The 18,648-nt window shown below is 56.1% G+C and carries 15 protein-coding genes and 1 pseudogene; 8 read left to right on the top strand and 8 right to left on the bottom strand.

What is annotated here, in order from left to right; all coding sequences use genetic code 11:
- The 4 genes from QYQ99_RS26670 to QYQ99_RS26685 form a co-directional block, all read right to left on the bottom strand.
- The gene (locus tag QYQ99_RS26670) at window positions 1-1,365 is read right to left on the bottom strand and encodes a hypothetical protein (RefSeq protein WP_302090728.1); all 1,365 of its coding nucleotides are present in this window, start codon (window positions 1,363-1,365) and stop codon (window positions 1-3) included.
- A gap of 2 nt (window positions 1,366-1,367) precedes the next feature.
- On the bottom strand, window positions 1,368-1,871 hold the full coding sequence (locus tag QYQ99_RS26675) for a hypothetical protein (protein ID WP_302090729.1): 504 nt from the start codon (window positions 1,869-1,871) through the stop codon (window positions 1,368-1,370).
- Between the two features lie 456 nt (window positions 1,872-2,327).
- On the bottom strand, window positions 2,328-2,825 hold the full coding sequence (locus QYQ99_RS26680; RefSeq protein WP_302090730.1) for a hypothetical protein: 498 nt from the start codon (window positions 2,823-2,825) through the stop codon (window positions 2,328-2,330).
- Window positions 2,826-2,872: 47 nt separating this feature from the next.
- Window positions 2,873-3,856: a DUF6710 family protein gene (locus tag QYQ99_RS26685; RefSeq protein ID WP_302090731.1), complete on the bottom strand. Its 984-nt coding sequence runs from the start codon at window positions 3,854-3,856 to the stop codon at window positions 2,873-2,875.
- 355 nt (window positions 3,857-4,211) lie between these two features.
- Between QYQ99_RS26685 and QYQ99_RS26690 the strand changes: the two genes are divergently transcribed.
- Genes QYQ99_RS26690 through QYQ99_RS26700 form a run of 3 tightly spaced genes read left to right on the top strand, consistent with a single transcriptional unit; the run spans window position 4,212 to window position 8,462 of the window.
- Window positions 4,212-4,631, top strand: coding sequence for a hypothetical protein (locus QYQ99_RS26690; protein ID WP_302090732.1), 420 nt, complete (start codon window positions 4,212-4,214; stop codon window positions 4,629-4,631).
- Window positions 4,628-7,315 (top strand): MobH family relaxase, encoded by a 2,688-nt coding sequence (gene mobH / locus QYQ99_RS26695; protein ID WP_302090733.1) that lies wholly within the window; start codon window positions 4,628-4,630, stop codon window positions 7,313-7,315. Before QYQ99_RS26690 ends, mobH begins: the two co-directional genes overlap by 4 nt.
- Before the next feature lies 1 nt (window position 7,316).
- Window positions 7,317-8,462 (top strand): hypothetical protein, encoded by a 1,146-nt coding sequence (locus QYQ99_RS26700; protein ID WP_302090734.1) that lies wholly within the window; start codon window positions 7,317-7,319, stop codon window positions 8,460-8,462.
- A gap of 329 nt (window positions 8,463-8,791) precedes the next feature.
- Here QYQ99_RS26700 and QYQ99_RS26705 read toward each other — a convergent pair whose 3' ends face one another.
- Window positions 8,792-9,079 carry a helix-turn-helix domain-containing protein gene (locus QYQ99_RS26705; RefSeq protein ID WP_367882831.1) on the bottom strand — a complete coding sequence of 96 codons (288 nt, stop codon included), beginning with the start codon at window positions 9,077-9,079 and terminating at the stop codon, window positions 8,792-8,794.
- A 96-nt stretch (window positions 9,080-9,175) separates the two neighbouring features.
- Here QYQ99_RS26705 and QYQ99_RS26710 point away from each other — a divergent pair, with 96 nt between their 5' ends.
- The 3 genes from QYQ99_RS26710 (at window position 9,176) to QYQ99_RS26720 (ending at window position 12,124) form a co-directional block, all read left to right on the top strand.
- Window positions 9,176-9,646: a hypothetical protein gene (locus QYQ99_RS26710; protein WP_302090735.1), complete on the top strand. Its 471-nt coding sequence runs from the start codon at window positions 9,176-9,178 to the stop codon at window positions 9,644-9,646.
- A gap of 161 nt (window positions 9,647-9,807) precedes the next feature.
- Window positions 9,808-10,710 carry a hypothetical protein gene (locus QYQ99_RS26715; RefSeq protein WP_302090736.1) on the top strand — a complete coding sequence of 301 codons (903 nt, stop codon included), beginning with the start codon at window positions 9,808-9,810 and terminating at the stop codon, window positions 10,708-10,710.
- Between the two features lie 364 nt (window positions 10,711-11,074).
- Window positions 11,075-12,124, top strand: coding sequence for a site-specific integrase (locus QYQ99_RS26720; protein ID WP_302093283.1), 1,050 nt, complete (start codon window positions 11,075-11,077; stop codon window positions 12,122-12,124).
- 182 nt (window positions 12,125-12,306) lie between these two features.
- Here QYQ99_RS26720 and QYQ99_RS26725 read toward each other — a convergent pair whose 3' ends face one another.
- Both QYQ99_RS26725 and QYQ99_RS26730 read right to left on the bottom strand, forming a co-directional pair.
- The gene (locus QYQ99_RS26725; RefSeq protein ID WP_302090737.1) at window positions 12,307-12,654 is read right to left on the bottom strand and encodes an H-NS histone family protein; all 348 of its coding nucleotides are present in this window, start codon (window positions 12,652-12,654) and stop codon (window positions 12,307-12,309) included.
- 222 nt (window positions 12,655-12,876) lie between these two features.
- Window positions 12,877-13,988: pseudogene (locus QYQ99_RS26730) on the bottom strand (IS30 family transposase).
- An 86-nt stretch (window positions 13,989-14,074) separates the two neighbouring features.
- Between QYQ99_RS26730 and QYQ99_RS26735 the strand changes: the two are divergent.
- Together QYQ99_RS26735 and QYQ99_RS26740 are read left to right on the top strand one after the other, a co-directional pair.
- A protein-coding gene (locus QYQ99_RS26735) for an IS5 family transposase (RefSeq protein ID WP_302093079.1) occupies window positions 14,075-14,883 on the top strand; the annotation gives its coding sequence in 2 pieces (ribosomal slippage) (window positions 14,075-14,405 and window positions 14,405-14,883; 810 coding nt in all).
- 1,367 nt (window positions 14,884-16,250) lie between these two features.
- Window positions 16,251-17,291, top strand: a complete 1,041-nt coding sequence (locus QYQ99_RS26740; protein ID WP_302090104.1) for an IS481 family transposase — start codon at window positions 16,251-16,253, stop codon at window positions 17,289-17,291.
- 157 nt (window positions 17,292-17,448) lie between these two features.
- On the opposite strand, the gene QYQ99_RS26745 is transcribed toward QYQ99_RS26740, so the two are convergent.
- Window positions 17,449-18,648, bottom strand: a complete 1,200-nt coding sequence (locus tag QYQ99_RS26745) for a tyrosine-type recombinase/integrase (protein WP_302090738.1) — start codon at window positions 18,646-18,648, stop codon at window positions 17,449-17,451.

Raw genomic sequence — 18,648 nt, forward strand, 5'->3', positions numbered from 1 at the left:
TCAGCCTCCATTGCTCACTGAAAGGGTCAGGCCTTGGCTGCCTGGAGCCACGAATGTGGCTGTGCGAGACACAGGATCTGCCGACTTGAGCGACAGACCATTGACCACATCACCTGGGCGCAAGACACGCACTCGGCGATCACCGGGCACGCCCGACGCGACCACGACCGAAGGCTCGCCGTTCCACATATCGACGGACACAAGCTGGGCACCTGCAGGAGCTGCAACTGGCTTCGCTGCAACGACCTTTGCAGCCTGGCGTGGAGTCGCCGGCTTCGCCTTCACCATCACGCGCTTGGGTGCTGGGCGCGGCGACGGCTGCTCGACGGGGGCGGCCTGTGCGGCTGCCGGAGCCACTGCAGGGGCTACCGCAGGAGCAGGAGCCGGTGCCGCAGAGGTCTTGCCAGCAAGCGCGTTGGCCTGCTGCATGGCGGCCAGTTGCTGGGACATCAGCAACATCATGTCTTCCATGCGCTTCATGCGATCAAGCACCTGGGGGTCGACGCCGACTGGTGTTGCAGTCGCCACTGCCGTGGGGGCCACCGCCATAGTCGGCGCTGGTGCGGCAGTAATAGGTGCACTACCAGCCGGTGCTGCTGCAGCGGCCTCATTTCGCTGCAGGGCCAAGTTGGCCACGGCTTGCGGCAAAGCGCCCGCGTCCCCCAGGCTGGCAACGCCTGCATCAGCTGCAGACTGCCGCATAACCGCCTCTGGATCGAATTCTGGCTGCATGCCCACGGGGATTGGGTCCGCGTCGCCAGCTGGTGCTCCGCCGATAGGTGCCGCAGCCGCGTCAGCCAAGGGCGCAAGGGGCAGCGGGGAGGTGTCAGCCAGGCGCGGATCAAACTCGGAAGCATCGAAAGCAGGCTGCGGCGTCACCAGGCCGGCCTCGGGAAGCGATGAGCCAAGCAGATCCAGTGCTGGTAGACGTTTCGGCCCGTACTGAAGGTACCCCACTGCCAATAGTCCCACGACACCCGCAATGCCGATTGTGCGCAGCACCCATGGGTTCGTCGGCTTGCGTCGAGAGGGGATATCGCTGGACTCAACACTCACAGGCACCTCGGCCTTGCGTGGTTTTGCTGCAGCCGGTGCGCGACCGAACGCGCGGGCGAGGAATCCTGGCCGTTCTTCAGCCTCTACAGGCGCAGCAGTTGCCGCCGCAGTTGCAGTGGCAGCACTGAGAGGAGCGGCAGTCTCAAGCTCGCTCAACCAAGAATGGTCGACGGCTGAATCGTCGACACCAGTGACCTCGGGGGCCACAGAAACCGCAGGCCGCAAATCTGCCACATCGGGAGGCGGCGGCGGTGGCACGCTTGGCTCAGTCACTTGTACGTCCGCATCGACAGTGCTTTGTACCGACATGCTCACTCCTTGGCGGACGCCTTCGGCTGAGGCGAAGTGCTAGGGCTGACGATGGGCTCAAGGCGCCGAGGCTTGGCTGCGTTGGCCAGGGTGAACCAAACGCGGCGAGTGATGTGGTCGGTGTGCCAGCGCCATGCTGTGCCCACCAGCACATTCAGAACGTCTTGAACAGAAAACGGGCCCAGCGTGCGCTGAGCCTCGGGCAGCGGCAGACCGAGAAAGCGCCGCGCATCGGAAGTCAGTGATTGGGAATCCACCAGGGCATAGCCCGTACGAAGCAGCGTGTACTCGATGGCTTCGCCAACGGTGGTCACCTGTTCGCGCGGGAATGTGAGCTGGGCCACCAGGGCCAGCGGCTCATTCAGATGCGGCTGCGGCAGGGCTTCGGCAGTGGTGTAGCGGCCCAACTGCAGGCGTTTGTTGCCATCAACAAGCTGAGGGGTGGCCTGGGCTGAGGCCATGGCCAGCAAAGCCATGCTGGCAAAGAATCTGGGCATGCGGGTCATGGACCGTAGGAACTCCGTAAAAAGAACCCGGACCACAACCAAGAGGAGGTGTGCGAAGAAGATCAGTGGCCCGGGGGTGTCGACGCAATGCGTCAGTCGCCGAGCCGAATGTTCTTAGAGCTGCCGCTTTGTCGCCAGCGGAAACCGTGCGTTACATACCTAACGGTTAACGCTTGACACGAAAGAAAATAAATGGTAGGTAATTAAATGGTGTAAAGGATGGCGAGCGTCAGGGGCCGCTCGCATACGGGACAAACGGTTTTACTGGGTACAGGGCCTATCCAAAGGGCGCGCATGCTCCTAAAAATTTAGGAGCATGCGCAAAGGATTCACTGGTACAGGGAAAGGGCATATACGGGCAACAGGCAAAAGCCCCTGGCCTCGGGGAGGCCAGGGGCTTTTGAAAGGGAAGCCCTTCGCGATCTCAGAATAGGAGAATCTGCGCGCGGCTAATGATTAATGTTTCTTATAAAACCCGTTTGGATTCATTCTGTTGTAATACCATTCTTCCATCTTTTGCGAACTTGTCTTTCCATCTAGTGGCCGCGCTACACCTGCTCCTCCGAAAAACCAAATTAATCCACCAATAAACAATATCGGAGCAACAATGAGGGAAATCATCAATAACACCGGGACCTGAATTAATGAACAGATGAGTCCAAATCCAATTGTGGTGGCAACACAATTGACAAATAGAAGCCAAATCATGATGGATATACTTGCGAGAATTAATGCAGCTGCAATCGCAAGATCAAAGCTGATTTGACTTCTATTTTTTGGAGTCAAGTAAAGTCCAATCAATAGCAAAGAAGAAGAGACCAAAGATATATAAAATATCTGCTTGGAAAAAAATGAGTAATCAAATTTCTTCAAGCTGTACCAGTTTAAGGCCAGTGAGATAGATGCTAGAGTAATTGTGCCTCCAGCAATCATATGCACCATCTGAATTTTCATAGGTTAGTCTTCATTATTATCTGTAATTAAACTAGCCATAAATGAAGCTAATCATTGCTCAGTGGCGAACGGACATACTTCAGATCCTTTGCTACGAGACGATATTGCATTTTTTTCAGCTGCACAGTGTCTTGAGAGTATGGGTGTTTGAATGGCGCTTCAAAGTGAAGCGCTTGGTCCCACTCCGTGCTTCCTTCTTTGAAACCAACTTGGCTTAGCGTATGTACAGCCGCGCTGACAGGTAGCTCAGCACCAGCGTCCTGTCCATTGAGCAGGACATGGTAGTAGAACTCGCCAAGTGAGCGTATCGGCGTGGGAGCCTCTGCGGATGAAGTCGGCTTTACGCTCGGCTGCACGCCATGCATCATCATCAATCGGCCGATCTCAAATAATATTCCTGGTTCTTCTCTTGAAGGTTCTGAGAGAATATAACCATCGTGCGACCGTACAAAAGCCGTTCCGTCATAGTAGACGTGCGGATACAGTGGAGTCAGGTCACGAAAATCCGAAGAGTCTATATAACCTTCTACATTGGCAATTCCCGCAGTCAAGGAGTGATTGCCTCCATGAACAATTCCAATCCCTATTGGGAGCAGTACCGCCACGCGATGATTTTTGTCTTGCCTCCAAGCACCCTCTAATTTTCCGAAGCCAATATTTGCCAGAGCTTTTGCCAAGTCATCTCGACGCCTCGGAGTTGCCAGCACTGGGTCAATACCGAGACGCAATCTGTAAATTTGATTAGTGCGCCGCGGTGATATGTCATTGGCAGACTCGCGGTTAATGGAAATAGCCTGGTCCTCCTCGAAAAAGAAAGCGCCGAAGTTGTCTTTCCTTTTGACTGTATGGGACTCGGCATATGCGGCAGCGGTAGTTGTCATCGCCTGTAATGGTGCCGCGACCAATCGAACCAAGGTGCTAAGACTCTTCGGGTCACGCGTGGCAATATCGTTTGCCAACTCCATCACGTGTTGAAAGCGCAGAGTACGCTCCGTAATTTTCCCCTTGCTTGGCAAGATAATACTCAGCATGCGATAGATCAGGGATTCTTGTGGCCGTGAGTCAGTCGATTTAGAAATAGGAACGAGCATCTGGTTCTGGCAAAAATCATTCGGTCAGGGAAAGTATGCTTCTAAATTGTAGCAATATGTTACGCTCCTAGCATATCTATGGCAGAAGTTCAAGCGAAAAGCCTCCGATCATCACCGCAGGGTTTCGCGCTGACAGGTGAGGGTGCACTAGGTACGGTTGCGCCCCATGGACGACCTCGCCCGCGCACCGCACCTACATAGTCAGCACATCCAGCAGAGAGCCAACAGTGATCCACCATTTCTAGGCCGAGATCCGCTTGATCGAGGCTGCTCGATATTCGCTATCGCAGACAGCTTGCAACTGCTGGGCCTTGCCAGCAAAACGAACCCGCTCATGCGTTGGTTAAGTCGCTTCGAGGGGCTGGAGCAGCATCTGGAGGAGGAGCTTGACCCAATCTTCTGCGTGCGCTCAATCCTGCTGCAGCTGGTTGCTGACCATCCCAAGATGCCGCATGTGCCCAAACCTCAGCAAGAGAAGAACTGGCACAGCTTCGTCTTGCGAGTCGTGGCGCAGCCGTTCGTGCACACATGTGGCGACTGGGGCCGCGACGGCATCGCCTCACGCATCAAATGGAACCCGCTGCAGCAGAGTTTCATGGACTTCCTCGCGCTGGGCCAGCCTGGGGAGGAGCTGTCTATCTGGACACCCACCGATGGCAAGTCAGCCCGTGCCCAGCACTTCGCTCGAATCCTGCTCCAAGAGGAGTGCGCGTGAAGAGTATTGCTTCAAAGTTGCTTGCCATGGTGCCCTGGAGCAAGGCCAAGCCCGTGCAGTCTGCGCCTGCAGGCCCGCTGCCGCTGCCGCTGCCCGACGCGCCAGTATCGACGGGCGCTCAAGATCTGCCACTCAAACCAGACGAGATCCACATCGCGGGCAGTGAGCCCGGATGGTTGCGCGTGCTCAATGCCCAGCAGCTGCTGGCCACGGTCCGCGCAGAGCGGGCTATCACCCAGATCTGGAGCCAGTCGCACCAGTCCCAGGCCATTTGGGAACGGGACCTGCTGCCAGCGATTCGACGGTACGCCGAGTTCGTGCAGCTCATGCCGGCCTCCGAAGCGCACCACCACGCCCACGCAGGCGGCCTGCTGTCGCACACCATCGAAATGCTGCTTGCGGCCATGACCTGGCGCAATGCCCATCTGCTGCCAGGCGGAAGCCAGATCGAGATCGTTGACGCCCAGCGCGATCAGTGGACCTATGTGGTGTTCTTCTGCGCCCTGCTGCATGACATCGCCAAGCCGATGACCGACCTGCGTATCGCGTGGCGTCCAGTCGGCGAGAACGATCCAATCCGTTGGGCACCTGCAGGCGGAAGCCTGTCTCAGATCGCTGGCCAACGTACTGCCGAGTACCTAGTGGACTTTGCGCCCAAGGGGCAGCGCGATTACAGCGCCCATGCCAAGCTGGCCCAGTTGCTGCTACCCCGCATTGCGCCAGAAAGTGCGCTGCGATTCCTGGCGCACACGCCCACAGCCTTGGATGCCCTGGAGCAATACCTCACCGGCCAGGACAAGGACAGTCTCGTTGCCAAGATCGTCAAGCGGGCCGACCAGCTATCCACACAGCGAGCCTTGCAAAAAGGCTCCAAGGCTCGCTTCGCCACGGCCAAGGCCGTGCCTCTCATCGAGCTGCTGATGCAGTCCATGAGGACCATGCTCCAAGCTGGCACACAGCTCCCCCTGAATCGCAACGGTGCGGCAGGTTGGGTGTTCGAGGGGGCAATCTGGTTCGTGGCCAAGCGCCTCGCTGATACCGTGCGAGAGCACATCCAAGCAAACGAGCCCGACGAAAGCGTGCCTGGCAACGCAAAGAACGACCGGCTGTTCGACACCTGGCAGGACTACGGCGCGATCGAGCTCAACCCTGCCAGCGGCCAGGCCGTCTGGCATGTCACGGTGCACGGTTACGCCGAGGATGGGTCAGAGCAGGGGGCCTACATGCATGACTTTGCCATGCTCAAGTTCCCTCTGGCCAAGCTGTTCAACCACGAGAGCAAGTACCCGGCCGCCATGCGCGGGCGGCTGGAGATCCGCGACCGTCGAGCAGGGCAAGACGAACATCAAGCTGCTGCAACTCTCAGTGCATCGGAATCTGCGGCAGCAATCGATGCCAATGCGCCCCCAGCTGCGGCATCCTCAGCCCAGCCAACCCAAGCTGCGGCAAAGCCTGCGAAGCAACGCCCCCAGGATGCGGCAGAAGCAAAAAAGCATGCCGCCATCATGCGGGAGCCTACTTTCACCAAGCCGCCGAATGCTGCGGCAAAGCCCAGGCCTGCGGCAACCACTGCGGCAGCAGCCAAGACACCTGCACCAGAAACTCCATCCCAAACTGCGGCAGTCTTGGCAGTTAGGGCGCCTACGGCGCCAGTGAAGCAGACCCAAGCTGATACAGCCTACGACGAGTTTGAAGGTGGGGCAGCATCGAGATCCGGCGTGCCCACGCCATTGAAGCTGGACTACGACAGCCTCGACAACGGCGAAGCCGCGTATTTGCTGGGCGACAGCGAGGGCAGCTACTTCCTCGATCCATCCGAATCTGCAACAGCATCGGACAAGCCTGGCAAAAAGAACAAGCCGGCCAAGAACCCACAGCCGGCAGAGAAGGGCGCAGCGCCCTTGGGGCAACCATTCCAAGATGCCGCAGCGGTGCCACCACCAGCTGCGCCTCCTCAGCCCGCCACCTTGCACCAGCCGCCCCAAGCTGCCGCAACTGCGGCCGCAAGGCCGCCTTCTGTCAAACCTGCAGCAGCTGCGCCGCCGCCAGCGCCAAGCGCACCTAAGAATCCCGCCCCCGTGCTACGCCATGACCAAGTGCCGCGCTCTCAAAGCGTGAGTGCCGAGTTCAAGCGCATGGCCGCTGATCTGGACGAGCTCGATGACCTGCCCGTACTCAAGGGACGCACCGTCACTGCAAGTCCGCCGCCGGCGGCCGCAGCAACACCGGGGCCGGTTCTTCTGCTTCAGCCGCTGCCCGACATCGACGCAAACCCCGACAAGCCGCCACCCGAGCCAAGCCCCTTGGCATTGGCTTTCATGCAGTGGGTGCAAATGGGGCTGGTCAATCGCGAGCTCAAGTTCAATGAGACCGGCGCGGCGATTCACTTCGTGGAGGAGGGCATGGCCCTGGTATCGCCCAAGATCTTCAAGGAGTACGCACGCCATGGCGACCGTGAGGACGGCCACGAGGATCTCACCGTCGACGAGCTGAGCACCAAGACCCAGCGGGAGGTCATCAAGTGTGGCTGGCACCTGCCAGCCGCGAACCGCACAAACATCGTCCGCTATGAGATCCACAGCCGCGGCACGGTAGTGGCCCATCTGTCCTGTGTTGTCCTCACCAGCCCAGGCCGGTGGGTCCAGCCCATCCCCCCCAGCAATCCCGCATTGAAGATGGTTTGATATGAAATCCACCTGCTCAACTGATTACGAGATTGGCGACAACACCGCGCCAGACAAGCGCTTAGAGCTATGGAAATCACGTAGCTTCTGGTTTCGGCTGCGGCACCGATGGAACGTGCTCAGTGCTTTTGCCGAAGGCAGTTTGACCTGGCACCACGCAAAGCTCGGCCTCAAATACCCGGATCAGGTCATGTGGCTGCAGCGCTGGCCGCCAGGCAATGGATTGATGCCAGTCTGCCCAGCCGTCATTGCTGAGCTCGAGCACATCGATCGCACCATGATGGACTCCGACCAGCCAGCGCCACGGGCAGCTGTCTTTTCACCCCACAGCATCGGCCACGATCGTACCCAGTGCAGGAACTGCGGCGGATCTGGCAGGGCCTTGCCCACGCAATGCCCAGGTCGCCCCATGACCGATGACGAGCGGCAGGCCGTCCTGGAGGGGCTACTCGATTACGTCGATGGGCAATGGCTTGGCCAAGTCATCAAGCAGGCCCCGAAACCGCTTGCCGAAACCTGCAAACTGGAGCCCAAGTTGGTTGCCGAAACCTGCAAACTTGAGCCAAAAAAGTCTGCCGAAACCTGCAAACTGGATTTGCCGTTTCCTGCACTCTATATACAAGGGTCTTCTTTACAAGAAACTACTACTACGTCTCCAAGTGTCGTAGCGCTCGAAGTGGCACCAGCTCGCGAGGCGCAAGTCTTCTCGGAAAACGACTGGGCAGCGAAGTGCTCAGCCTTGTCGGATGCTGCCAATCGAGGCTGTGGCCAGGTCTACGAGACCTACGAGCTCCGCGTCGGAGCCAGCATTGACCTAGCACTACAACAGGTGCCCGAGCAACAGCTCGATCGCGCCATCGAGATCGCCATACAGCACGGATACACCACGACGGAACAACGCGCACAGACACAACGGATGCTGCAGGATGACGGATGCTGCAGCCACGGCCTTGACCCGCATTGGTGTCCCGTTGGATGCGGAGACGTAGACAATGGAAGCGATTCAATGCTGGACTTTGACTGGACGCCATGTGCCTCATGCGGCGAGCCTGCGGATGCTCACCAAGGCTCCAGTGCTTGCGACTTTGTAGCAGCGGACGCAGCGCCGATGCCGGGAAAACATGACAGGTCAAACAAAAATGTTTGACAGTTGGCAGCGAAGTCCTTAGAGTCCGTACCGTGCGTCAACGGGAGCTATTTGTAACTCTCGCAGAATTGGTTAAGAGGAAGAGGTAAAAGCGTAGTCCCATGGGTCTACTGAAAGCCTTGAAAACTGGAGCTCTAGTGCTCCTATTTTTAGAGCTTTTCTACTAGAGACGATGTATATTATGTTAAATCGCGTCTTCGACAGCTCAAGGCAAGACTGTCCATGCGACTGACATCGCTCCAGTTTTCATAACGATTGAGGTGGGTGAAGTAAATTCTTGTACGAGTGTGAAGTAAGTTCTTGTACTGTCATTGATGGTGACAGCCGAACTAGCCTTCACGAGTTGAACGTGCAATCCTCAGACGAACAGCCTTCACTAATTCTTCGGGAGCCACTAGCAAGGCCTCAGCCAATTGGAACGTAACGCTCAGCGATGGCTGGGTACTGGCCACCTCGAGCCTTGCAATGAAAGTTCGATGAAGTCCCGCTCGAAACGCGAGCTCTTCCTGACTGATCCCGATCAAGCCACGACGAGCTTTGACCTCAGCCGCAACTGCTTGACGAAAGTTGAGTTCGGAGACACTTGGCACCCGCCGACTGTCGCGGGGTTGCATCATTTGAGCACCAGCATTAATGATACATAATCATTGTTCTCTAACCTAGCAAGCTTCACACCCCTTGCTGTTGGGTGTGTCAGCCAATCCCACGATTTCATGTTTCAGACCAACGACGCCAACAAGCATCCTGTTTCCCAGCTGTACAACAAAGGCACTCATGTTTGGACAGGTGTCGAGCTCCAACTGCGACGAATTTGGTTCATGATCGACTATCAGTGGGTCTATCGGGAAGGTAGTGATGAGCTATCTTTTACAGACACTGTGTTGCTGTCTACAGCAGAAGATGTTTTGAGCTTTGCTTCCCAGCATGAGTCAATACTCTCTGTGTATCTCATGACTCCTATTCTTGGCGGCGGTTGGCAAAAGGATCTGCTAACGGGGATCTGGGAAGCTGCAGATCCGGCGGACCCTCGTCTCATGACCAAGATCTATGCAAAAGTGGATGGCAGTCATCATGTAGATTCGCTGCCTGAAGCCACGGCAGCTCAGCCCAAAGACTGGGAACAGCTTCTAGCGTTCCCCGTCTATCCGGCGAAGTCTGTGAGTGAAACGAACGAACTTCACTGACGACAAGGACATTCATTGCATTCATGCGCCACCCCTAACATGCACAAGTTATATAACTTGCACAAGTTAGGGGTGGGTGAATTTCTTTGAGAGAACTCTGCAAATTATTGAAAAATAAAGGTTTTCCTTAATTTTTCTAAAAGTAGGTTTTTGAATACAACATGGAGTTCAAGCAGCAGCCAAACGTCACTGCCAAGCAAGTGATCGATGCGACCCGTGCCTATAAAGAGTTGATTCGCACTCGGCGTTATATGCAAAAGCTAGGTGGTCGTATGTTTTGGAAGCTGTCTGGGGACTACGTTTACTTGGCCCAGTGCTCTTTTTTTGACAGTCGCAAGGTTCATCACCTCGGTATCAAGTCAAGTCAAACGGAGCAGAGCCTAAAAGAATACGAAACTGAGCGCGCACGATTGCAGCAGCGCGAGGCAGCGCTGCAAGAGCGCATCTCAGTGTATGAACGAATGAACAAAGCAGTTCGTGCCGGTGCCGTGTCAGATGATGTAATTGACACTATCCGCTTGCTTGAAAGAGTCGGAATCTCAGAAGATTGCTTGTGGATGGGAACGCCAGCGCAACATGCATACTGGCAGTTTTCTGGTCTTGAAGTACCTAAGGTTCTTGGCGACGGCGAGGACTTAGGTAGGCACATAGTATTCGTGCAACGCAGACTAGATGCAATGTCTCTTAACAAGCTCCACCGATGCAAGGCCTTTAAGCTGGATACAGTACGGGGTGGCCAGAGTACTTTACTGATCATCGAACCTCAAGCAACGTCTCGTTCGAGCAATGACCCAAAATCATCTGAGGCACACAGATTTCGGCGCTATTCAAAGTTCATTCACGATACGGTTCGTGAATACATTGATCTGATCTTTGTTGAAAGTGAAACGCACCCTTCTTTTGAGCAAGTACTTATTAGCAAGACCGGACGAATGGGCGTGATGAGAACCGTTGCCCCCCATTTGTTTGTGGCTTGGAATATGCTGTTTGGCCTTACGACAAGGGAAAAGGATTCGTTTGAACAGTTGCTCGAATCTGGTCGCCTTGTCCGGAAAGGCAACTAGGCTTTCGAGTTTTCTGAGCTGCAGCAGGCTTACGATTCTTTCAACGAAAGTTTGGGCTGGCATGCTACAGGGTCTCAAAGCGATGGCGACGCACGCATTGGTCCTTGAGCATGCGGATCACGCCTTCAACCATGCCCATGTTCTACCTCCCGCTCACGTTTCTTAAGTCATCGGCAGAAACTACGGTCTAATAAAATCTACCTAGCGCAGGGTGAGATGCTGAATTTTCCACCAACCAAAGAGGGGGCAGTTCACGCATCCGACCTTCATTTTTGGGTTAATTAATTACTTTCGATAAATGAAGATTATCGAAACCTAAGTTTGCAAACCATTGAAAACAAATAATTTATCTGGCGTTGAGCTGATCGCTTTGGATGCTGTGGATGTGCAGCTCTTAGACCCTGACCTGCTGGCGGCGGTCACCATACAGGCCGCCGATGATCTGATTCACGAAGGCGAATCTTCGAACACGCTGGCCAGCTATCGAGGGGCTCTGAGGTACTGGGCTGCCTGGTACCAATTGCGATTTGGTCATCCCCTGTCACTGCCTCTGCCTGTCAACGTCGTGGTGCAGTTTGTCGTGGACCACGCTGCTCGCACCACCGCTGCCGGCTTACGGCATGAGTTGCCGGTTGAGATCGACCAGATTCTGGTGAAGCACAAGATCAAGGGCAAGCCAGGTCCGATGAAGTTGACGACCTTGCTGCACCGTCTCGCGGTGATTTCAAAAGCGCATCAACTACAAGAGCTGGACAATCCTTGCCATGATGGAAAGGTGAAGGAGTTGGTGGCCCGGACGCGGCGAGCGTACGGGAAAAGAGGTGACATCGCCGAGAAAAAAGACGCGCTGACCAAGGAGCCCCTCCTGGCCATGCTTGAGACCTGCGATGACAGCCTGATCGGCCTGCGCGACCGTGCCCTCCTCCTTTTTGCCTGGTCAACCGGAGGACGCCGGCGCTCGGAGGTGGCATCTGCTTCCATGAAGTTTCTGAAGCGCGTTACGGGCGGCGCCTTTGTGTATACGCTGACGCACTCCAAATCGAACCAGGCAGCGAACGACCGTCCCGAGAATCGCAAGCCCATTCAAGGACCGGCCAGTGAGGCCCTGCAAAATTGGCTGGAAAAATCGGGGATCCGGGAAGGGGCCATTTTCCGGCGCGTCCTCAAAAACGGCCGCCTCGGAGAGTCGCTCTCCCCTACTTCGGTTCGGAACATCGTCCGCCAGCGGGCACAGCTCGCCGGGCTTTCGGACGATTTTTCTGCCCATTCACTGCGTTCAGGGTTTGTGACGGAGGCTGCGAATCAGAATATTCCGCTGCCAGATACCATGGCTCTGACGGGACACCGTAGCGTCTCCAGTGTGCTGGGCTACTTTCGGGCGACAACCAACAGCAAGGCGGCAAACCTATTGTGAAGTGAGCGAGGTCCGCGGCTGGGCTGTGTCTAAGAGGAAACTGAGCTTCAAAGTGACCTCTTACGGCGTTCTCAAACAAGTACACACGTTCGCCTTCAACTAAAAAGCGAGAGATATCACGAATACATGCTCCACCCTCAGCCAAGCTCATGTGTAGAGGCTGTTGTGGAGGTGAGCCCCATTTAGCGGCGGTTGCGCCCTGCCGCTGCGGCCATTTCAGCCAAGAATGGACCCTGGGACTGAGGGAGTTCGACAATCAAGAAATCCTCGCGGTTCTTGCCCGAAATCCATGAGGGAGGCTTGCCAATACCGGTCCATGTGGCACCAGACTCATCGTCCCTGTACTTGGCCTCCCTCTTCTTCTTTTCCGAAGATCCGATGGGGAACAGCTGCTGCAGTGAGAAGCCAAACTCGCTGACGAGCTCCTGCACTTTCTCCAGTGCCGCGGCTGATTCGGTCTGGCGAGCGGCCACGATTTTCGCATCGAGGGCTGCGAGAGAGGTTTCAAGTTCTTTAAGTGTTTGGGGCATTTACGTTGTGAGGAAGTAATTTCTCCGTGTGCTTATTATCTTATTAGGATCATGCCCCTCGACAAACCTTACGCTAACTTTACATTGGGTGCAGCGATTGATAACAGCCAGCGACTCTGCAGGCTAAGCGGGAGGCTGAAAGGCTTTTCATTCCTGTCTAGCAGAGTTTCGTCCAGCAAACATGAGCGGTTGAAAGCGGCCGACCGCTTCACCTTTGTGGATTCAACCGATGGATGCAACACATTCGTTAAACATCTCAGCCGGGGTTCTGTACCCCAAGGTCTTCCTGGGCCGCTCGTTTAATTTTCTCGCAATCGCATCCAATTCATCCTGCGAGTAGCCAGAGATGTCGATGCCCTTGGGCAGGTACTGCCTCAGTAGCCCATTGGTGTTCTCGTTCGTTCCGCGCTGCCATGGGTTTTGTGGATCGCAGAAGTAGACCTGGATGTCGGTGGCCACAGTGAATCGTTTGTGCCCCGCCATTTCCGATCCTCGATCCCAGGTCAAGGATCGATAGAGCTCTTGTGGCAAGGTCTGCGCATGCCTGGCCAGCGCCGCCGCCACGGTGTACGAGTCCTTGTCCACTAGCTTGACCAACATTACGTAGCGGGTGTGCCGCTCTACTAGCGTTGCCACCTGGCTGTAGGCATCGCCAAACAACAGATCGCCCTCCCAATGGCCCGGCACTGCTCGATCCTCTATGCAGGCTGGGCGCTCGCTAATGGGCACTGCATCAACGATCCGGCCATGGGTCGGCGTCTTCTGGGTGTAATGGCGTGAGCGACGCATTCCTCTGGTGCGCCGCAGATGCTCCAGAAGCTCTTTCTTCAAGGCTCCGCGTGTTTGGACGAAGAGCGTGCGGTAGATGGCTTCGTGAGACACCTGCATATCCTTTGCGCCGGGTAAGTTCGTTTGAGCCACCCTGCTATTTGCTCGGGCGACCATAGACTTTGTAATTTACCCGCCACGATCTGTGCCAGCGCAGGATTGCAGGCCAACTTGCACATCTTTGGGCGACGTGCCCGCCCCCAGGCTGCCTCATCTGCTTTTGTAGCTCGGTAGCAGGTTTTGCCGCCATTGCGTAGGAGTTCTCGGCTGATGGTGGATGCTGCTCGCTTCAAGCGCCTGGCAACGCAGCGGATGGATTCACCTGCGGCCAACGCCCTGGAGATTTCTTCTCGCTCAGAAATGGTCAATGCCCAGCGAGACCGACGCCTCGCTGGTGGCCGGATGCCACCCGTCGCACTCAAGATGGTGTGAATGGACGAGTGTGGTCGGTCAAACAGCTTGCCTATCTCGTGCAGGGTATCGCCAGCTTTCCAGCGATCCCACATCAGGGCTTTCTGAGCTTCGGTGTAGTAAGAGTGGCTAACATCACTTCGTCATAGCCCCTCGCAGAGCAGTTATGCTTGCGGCCCTCATGGCAAGACGACCCGTTAGCAAAGAACTGTGGCGACAGCTACAACCCCTGATCCCAGCCTTCGTGCCTTCTGCCAAAGGCGGTGCGCGCAAGCTCGCGGTCAGCGACGAAGCCGCCCTCAACGGCATCCTGTTCGTGCTGCAAACAGGCATTCCATGGGAGGACCTTCCCCAATCTCTTGGGTACGGCAGCGGCATGACTTGCTGGCGGCGCCTGCGAGACTGGAATGCCGCTGGTGTCTGGAAGCAGTTGCACCAGGCCATGCTGACGCGCTTGCGTGAACACGACCAGATCGATTGGAGCCGGGCCAGCATTGATGGCTCCTCGGTACCAAGCCCCCGGGGGGCCAGGAAACGGGCCCCAACCCCACGGACAGAGGCAAGCTCGGCTCCAAACGACACATCGTCGTAGATGCCAGAGGCATTCCGCTGGTGATCTTGGTCAGCGGCGCGAACCGGCACGACTCTAAGATGTTCGAGAGGTGCGTGGACGCGATTCCTGCGATTGCAGGCTTGTCAGGGCGTCCCCGTAAAAGACCAGCCAAGCTGCACGCTGACAAAGGCTACGACTTCAAGCGATGCCGAAACCACCTGAGGCAGCGGGGCATCATCGGCCGGATTGCCAGACGAGGCGTTGAGAGCAGCCAGCGGCTGGGCAAGCACCGCTGGGTGGTGGAGAGGACGCACAGCTGGTTTGCAGGCTTTGGCAAGCTGCGAATCCGCTTTGAACGACGGCTGGATATCCACGAAGCGCTGTTGAAGTTGGCGGCAGCGATCATCTGCGCACGCTTCGTGGATAGGTGGTGTTAGCCAGTCTTAGTGCTTCTTTCGTGACAACTGGAATAAGGGTGTCATCCTCGACAAAACGCCGTGAAAGAGCTGTGACTGTTGGAGACGTTGGTGGGGGTGTAGTTACTGGCACAGACGCTTCACTCTGCCCCTTTGATACAGGGTGTACATCAGGAATGAACCTAGAGGTTGCCGTAACTGAGGCATGAAGTGAATCTGCCTCTCGATCACGAGCCGCCGCAGTTTCCTGCGTTACCCAAGACGAGGTTTCGGGTGACTTTGTTATAGCTGCCGTTTTCGTTTTTGCTTGAGAAGGTATTTCGGATTTCGGCTGTTCCGACGCACTGGAAAACAGTGTTCGATAAGCCCAGGCACCACCAATCATTAGAATGATGTAGCCCCATGTGCTGCGGGGAAAAATGATACAAAGAATTACTATAACAATGGCTGCAACTACGCCATTTCTTGTCTTTTTCTTTCCCGCCATTCTTTTCCTCGCAAACTGAAAGGCAGCTAGTTCTAGCCTAAAAATGGCATTACGGTAACAGATTGTTCATATCGATGAGCGAAGCAGGCCACCTCTCAAAGAGAGCTTTCGGCTTGAGACCAGCGAAACGGCTACTAAATTAAAGGGTGCTCAGTCGTTAAACGTCCTCGACAGGCTGCGGCCTTTGCGGAGCCAACTCAGAAGCTATCACTCAGCTGCAGGGTGGGCGCGGCCATCGATCCACTCCGCTCCGAACGACTACTAAGTCCAAAACAGCAGACTGGTACGAGCACATTGAGAACGGCTCGAAATGTCCGGTCGTAGTCGATTGGTGCGCGCTCGACAGCTAAGTGCCGATGACCGCAACCTCTGCAGAGCAGACATCTGACGCAGCAGTATGGACGGCAGCAGCGGATCGATCGCACCACATCAACGCATGCAAAAGCGGCCAATCGACCTAATTTATCCACCAGCGACAGTTGAGGTGCAGAGCGGACATGCAAAAGCGATTCAGCGCAATGAGTGCTTTGGATAGCAGCAGTCTTGAGTTGACCGGCTGCGATCAGCCTGAAGCTTGTGTGCGGACCTTCGCTGCGAATGTCTACTAAGCCATTCGAGAGTAGTAGTCTGGTCAGCAGAAACCGCCTGAGGTGGTCAATTCCACGGGAAATTCAGGATGCGGCATCAATCTTGGATGGGCTACGCAGTGATCCAAGGGCTCTGCGGTACTCGACAAAGCCCAGCGCCCCCAACAAGAACTTAAGCATTTGCTCCCATGGTGACATGTAGAAGTTCAGACTTGATCTGACAGTGGGCCTTGCCAATAGGTGAGGTTTCCCGTTTTGATAAGGGTACGAATCTTTATCAATCCGGGCGCGCGAGCGCCCAACGGAGAAACCTCATGAACAGTTTCAACCAAACCATCATTCGGCACAAGGTCGGCCTACTCAATCTGGCCAGTGAGCTGGGCAACATCTCCAAGGCATGCAAAGTCATGGGCGTGTCCCGTGACACCTTTTATCGCTATCAGCATGCCCACGAAGAAGGTGGCGTTGAAGCCCTGATCCAGACCTCTCGGCGAAAGCCCAATCCCAAGAACCGGGTTGATGAAGCCATTGAAGCGGTTGTCCTCGCCTATGCCCTTGAGCAGCCAGCGCATGGACAGTTGCGTGCCAGCAATGAATTACGCCAGCGGGGCATCTTTGTGTCGCCATCCGGTGTGCGCTCCATCTGGATGCGCCATCAACTGGCCAGCTTCAAACAGCGTCTGTCAAACCTGGAGGCCGAGGTCGCCAAAACTGGCGCTGTGCTCACCGAAGCCCAGGTGACAGCCTTGGAGAAAAAGCGTGAAGATGAGCTGGCCTGCGGAGAAATCGAAACCGCCCATCCCGGTTATCTGGGTAGCCAGGACACCTTCTATGTGGGCTCGATCAAGGGAGTCGGGCGCATCTACCAGCAGACCTTTGTGGACACCTATTCCAAATGGGCCGCTGCCAAGCTCTACACCACAAAAACACCGATCACGGGTGCTGATCTGCTCAATGACCGGGTGCTGCCGTTCCTGGCCGAGCAAGGCATGGGGCTGTTGCGAATCTTGACCGACAGGGGCACGGAGTATTGCGGTAAGGCCGAAACGCACGACTACCAGCTGTACCTAGCCGTCAATGACATTGAACACACCAAGACGAAGGTGCGTCACCCGCAGACCAATGGCATCTGCGAGCGATTCCACAAGACCATCCTGCAGGAGTTCTACCAGGTGGCGTTCAGGCGCAAGATCTACCGATCAATTGACGAGCTGCAAACGGATCTGGACGACTGGATCAATTACTACAACGGGCAGCGAACACATCAAGGCAAGATGTGCTGTGGCCGGACGCCGCTGCAAACGCTGATGGATGCAAAGGAGGTGTGGGACGACAAGGTAAAAGAGCTGAATTAATCTGACAGCCGTACCGTCCGAAACGGGAGCATCTGTCAGATCAGATCGGAACTTCTACAGGTGACAGAACTGCCTTCGCAGCTCGCTATTTAGTGAGTGTCATTCGCTCGGATAGCTTATAGGCGGCTCACGTGCTCCGACTAACAATAATTGCGCGCTACTCTATTGACCAGCCTATCTTGTGTGCGCTGGAGGTCTGATCATGGCGCGCATCGTCCTCGGTGTGCATATAGATGCTGGTGGTTGCAATATTGGCATGTCCCAGGTTATCCCGCACCATTTTTAGGTCCATGCCGTCGCTTTGGTGAGTACCTGCTGTATGGCGAAGCCAGTGAGCAGATGCCTGTTCCAAATGGTTTGCAGCGGCTTCAAATTCCAGCCCTTTAGCGCGGACCGACTCCCCTGCCCTTCGGAAAACCTCCTTGACTAGCTCGTGCACGGCGCTTCGCGCCATGGGTTTGGTAGATCCAATCATGGGCAGCAGCAAAGGAAGGTCTTCGCCAGGCCTTGGGAGCACGGCGAGATCGTTGGCTTTGCGATAACGCATGAGTTCAGAGATCAATTCATCGGTCGCCGGTATTAGCCGCTGCTTCTCTCCTTTTCCTTGCACCTCCAGCCACCAGCGCTCGCGCCCATCGACGCCGCGGCGCCAGTAGAAGTCGCCCATGGAGTTGTTGCAGACCTCGGAGATCCGCAGCCCCCCGATGTAAAGCAGTGAAAACAGCCAGCGGTAGCGTGCGGCCTGCTTAGCCAAACGTGGCGTGTCCGTCGGAAGCGATTCGATCGTGGCTTTCATTTGGGCCCAGTGCTCATGCGGTAGAAACCGGCTGGTCTGACTGGCACGTCGGACGGTTTTGCGCCTCCTGAGCGCTAAGGGGTTGCCGGCCAGATATCCCGCTTGGACCAACCAGTTGAAAAGACTATTTAGGATCGAGAGCGCCTGGCGTTGGCTTTGTGGATCCAGGGCTTTGGCAAATGGCCGCCAGTGGATTGAAGAGCGTGGAGCCTTTTGTGCAACTTGCATCACCCATCGATCGGCGGGCTGTGGGTTGCCGAGGAAGTGCTCATAGACCAGGAAATCCTCATGCGTCAGATCTGACATTGCCTTGCCATGCTGGAGGACAGACCACAGCAGCAAGCGCTCGGCTTCCTTTCGGTAACTGTCCAGTGTTGCGGGTGAGTTTTGATACCGCGCGAGCCAGGCCAGAACGGCGGATCGATCGTCGTTGGCCGCCACTTGGGCAAGGCCGGAGGCACGATTGCGCCCGCGCTCACCTGACAGCTCAGCGGGCAACGCCAAGCCTTCCAAGGGAGCCAACCGCCCTACTCCTACTTCCACAACACTCAAATCATTCAT

Origin of the sequence: Comamonas testosteroni, from assembly GCF_030505195.1 — a bacterium.
Taxonomy (GTDB): domain Bacteria; phylum Pseudomonadota; class Gammaproteobacteria; order Burkholderiales; family Burkholderiaceae_C; genus Comamonas; species Comamonas testosteroni_G.

Coding starts and splice junctions, on each gene's coding strand:
- QYQ99_RS26745 (WP_302090738.1), bottom strand. CDS start 18,648: ATGAATGATTTGAGTGTTGTGGAAGTAGGAGTAGGGCGGTTGGCTCCC.
- QYQ99_RS26700 (WP_302090734.1), top strand. CDS start 7,317: ATGAAATCCACCTGCTCAACTGATTACGAGATTGGCGACAACACCGCG.
- QYQ99_RS26725 (WP_302090737.1), bottom strand. CDS start 12,654: ATGCCCCAAACACTTAAAGAACTTGAAACCTCTCTCGCAGCCCTCGAT.
- QYQ99_RS26685 (WP_302090731.1), bottom strand. CDS start 3,856: ATGCTGAGTATTATCTTGCCAAGCAAGGGGAAAATTACGGAGCGTACT.
- QYQ99_RS26715 (WP_302090736.1), top strand. CDS start 9,808: ATGGAGTTCAAGCAGCAGCCAAACGTCACTGCCAAGCAAGTGATCGAT.
- QYQ99_RS26710 (WP_302090735.1), top strand. CDS start 9,176: ATGTTTCAGACCAACGACGCCAACAAGCATCCTGTTTCCCAGCTGTAC.
- QYQ99_RS26670 (WP_302090728.1), bottom strand. CDS start 1,365: ATGTCGGTACAAAGCACTGTCGATGCGGACGTACAAGTGACTGAGCCA.
- QYQ99_RS26705 (WP_367882831.1), bottom strand. CDS start 9,079: ATGATGCAACCCCGCGACAGTCGGCGGGTGCCAAGTGTCTCCGAACTC.
- QYQ99_RS26740 (WP_302090104.1), top strand. CDS start 16,251: ATGAACAGTTTCAACCAAACCATCATTCGGCACAAGGTCGGCCTACTC.
- QYQ99_RS26675 (WP_302090729.1), bottom strand. CDS start 1,871: ATGACCCGCATGCCCAGATTCTTTGCCAGCATGGCTTTGCTGGCCATG.
- QYQ99_RS26680 (WP_302090730.1), bottom strand. CDS start 2,825: ATGAAAATTCAGATGGTGCATATGATTGCTGGAGGCACAATTACTCTA.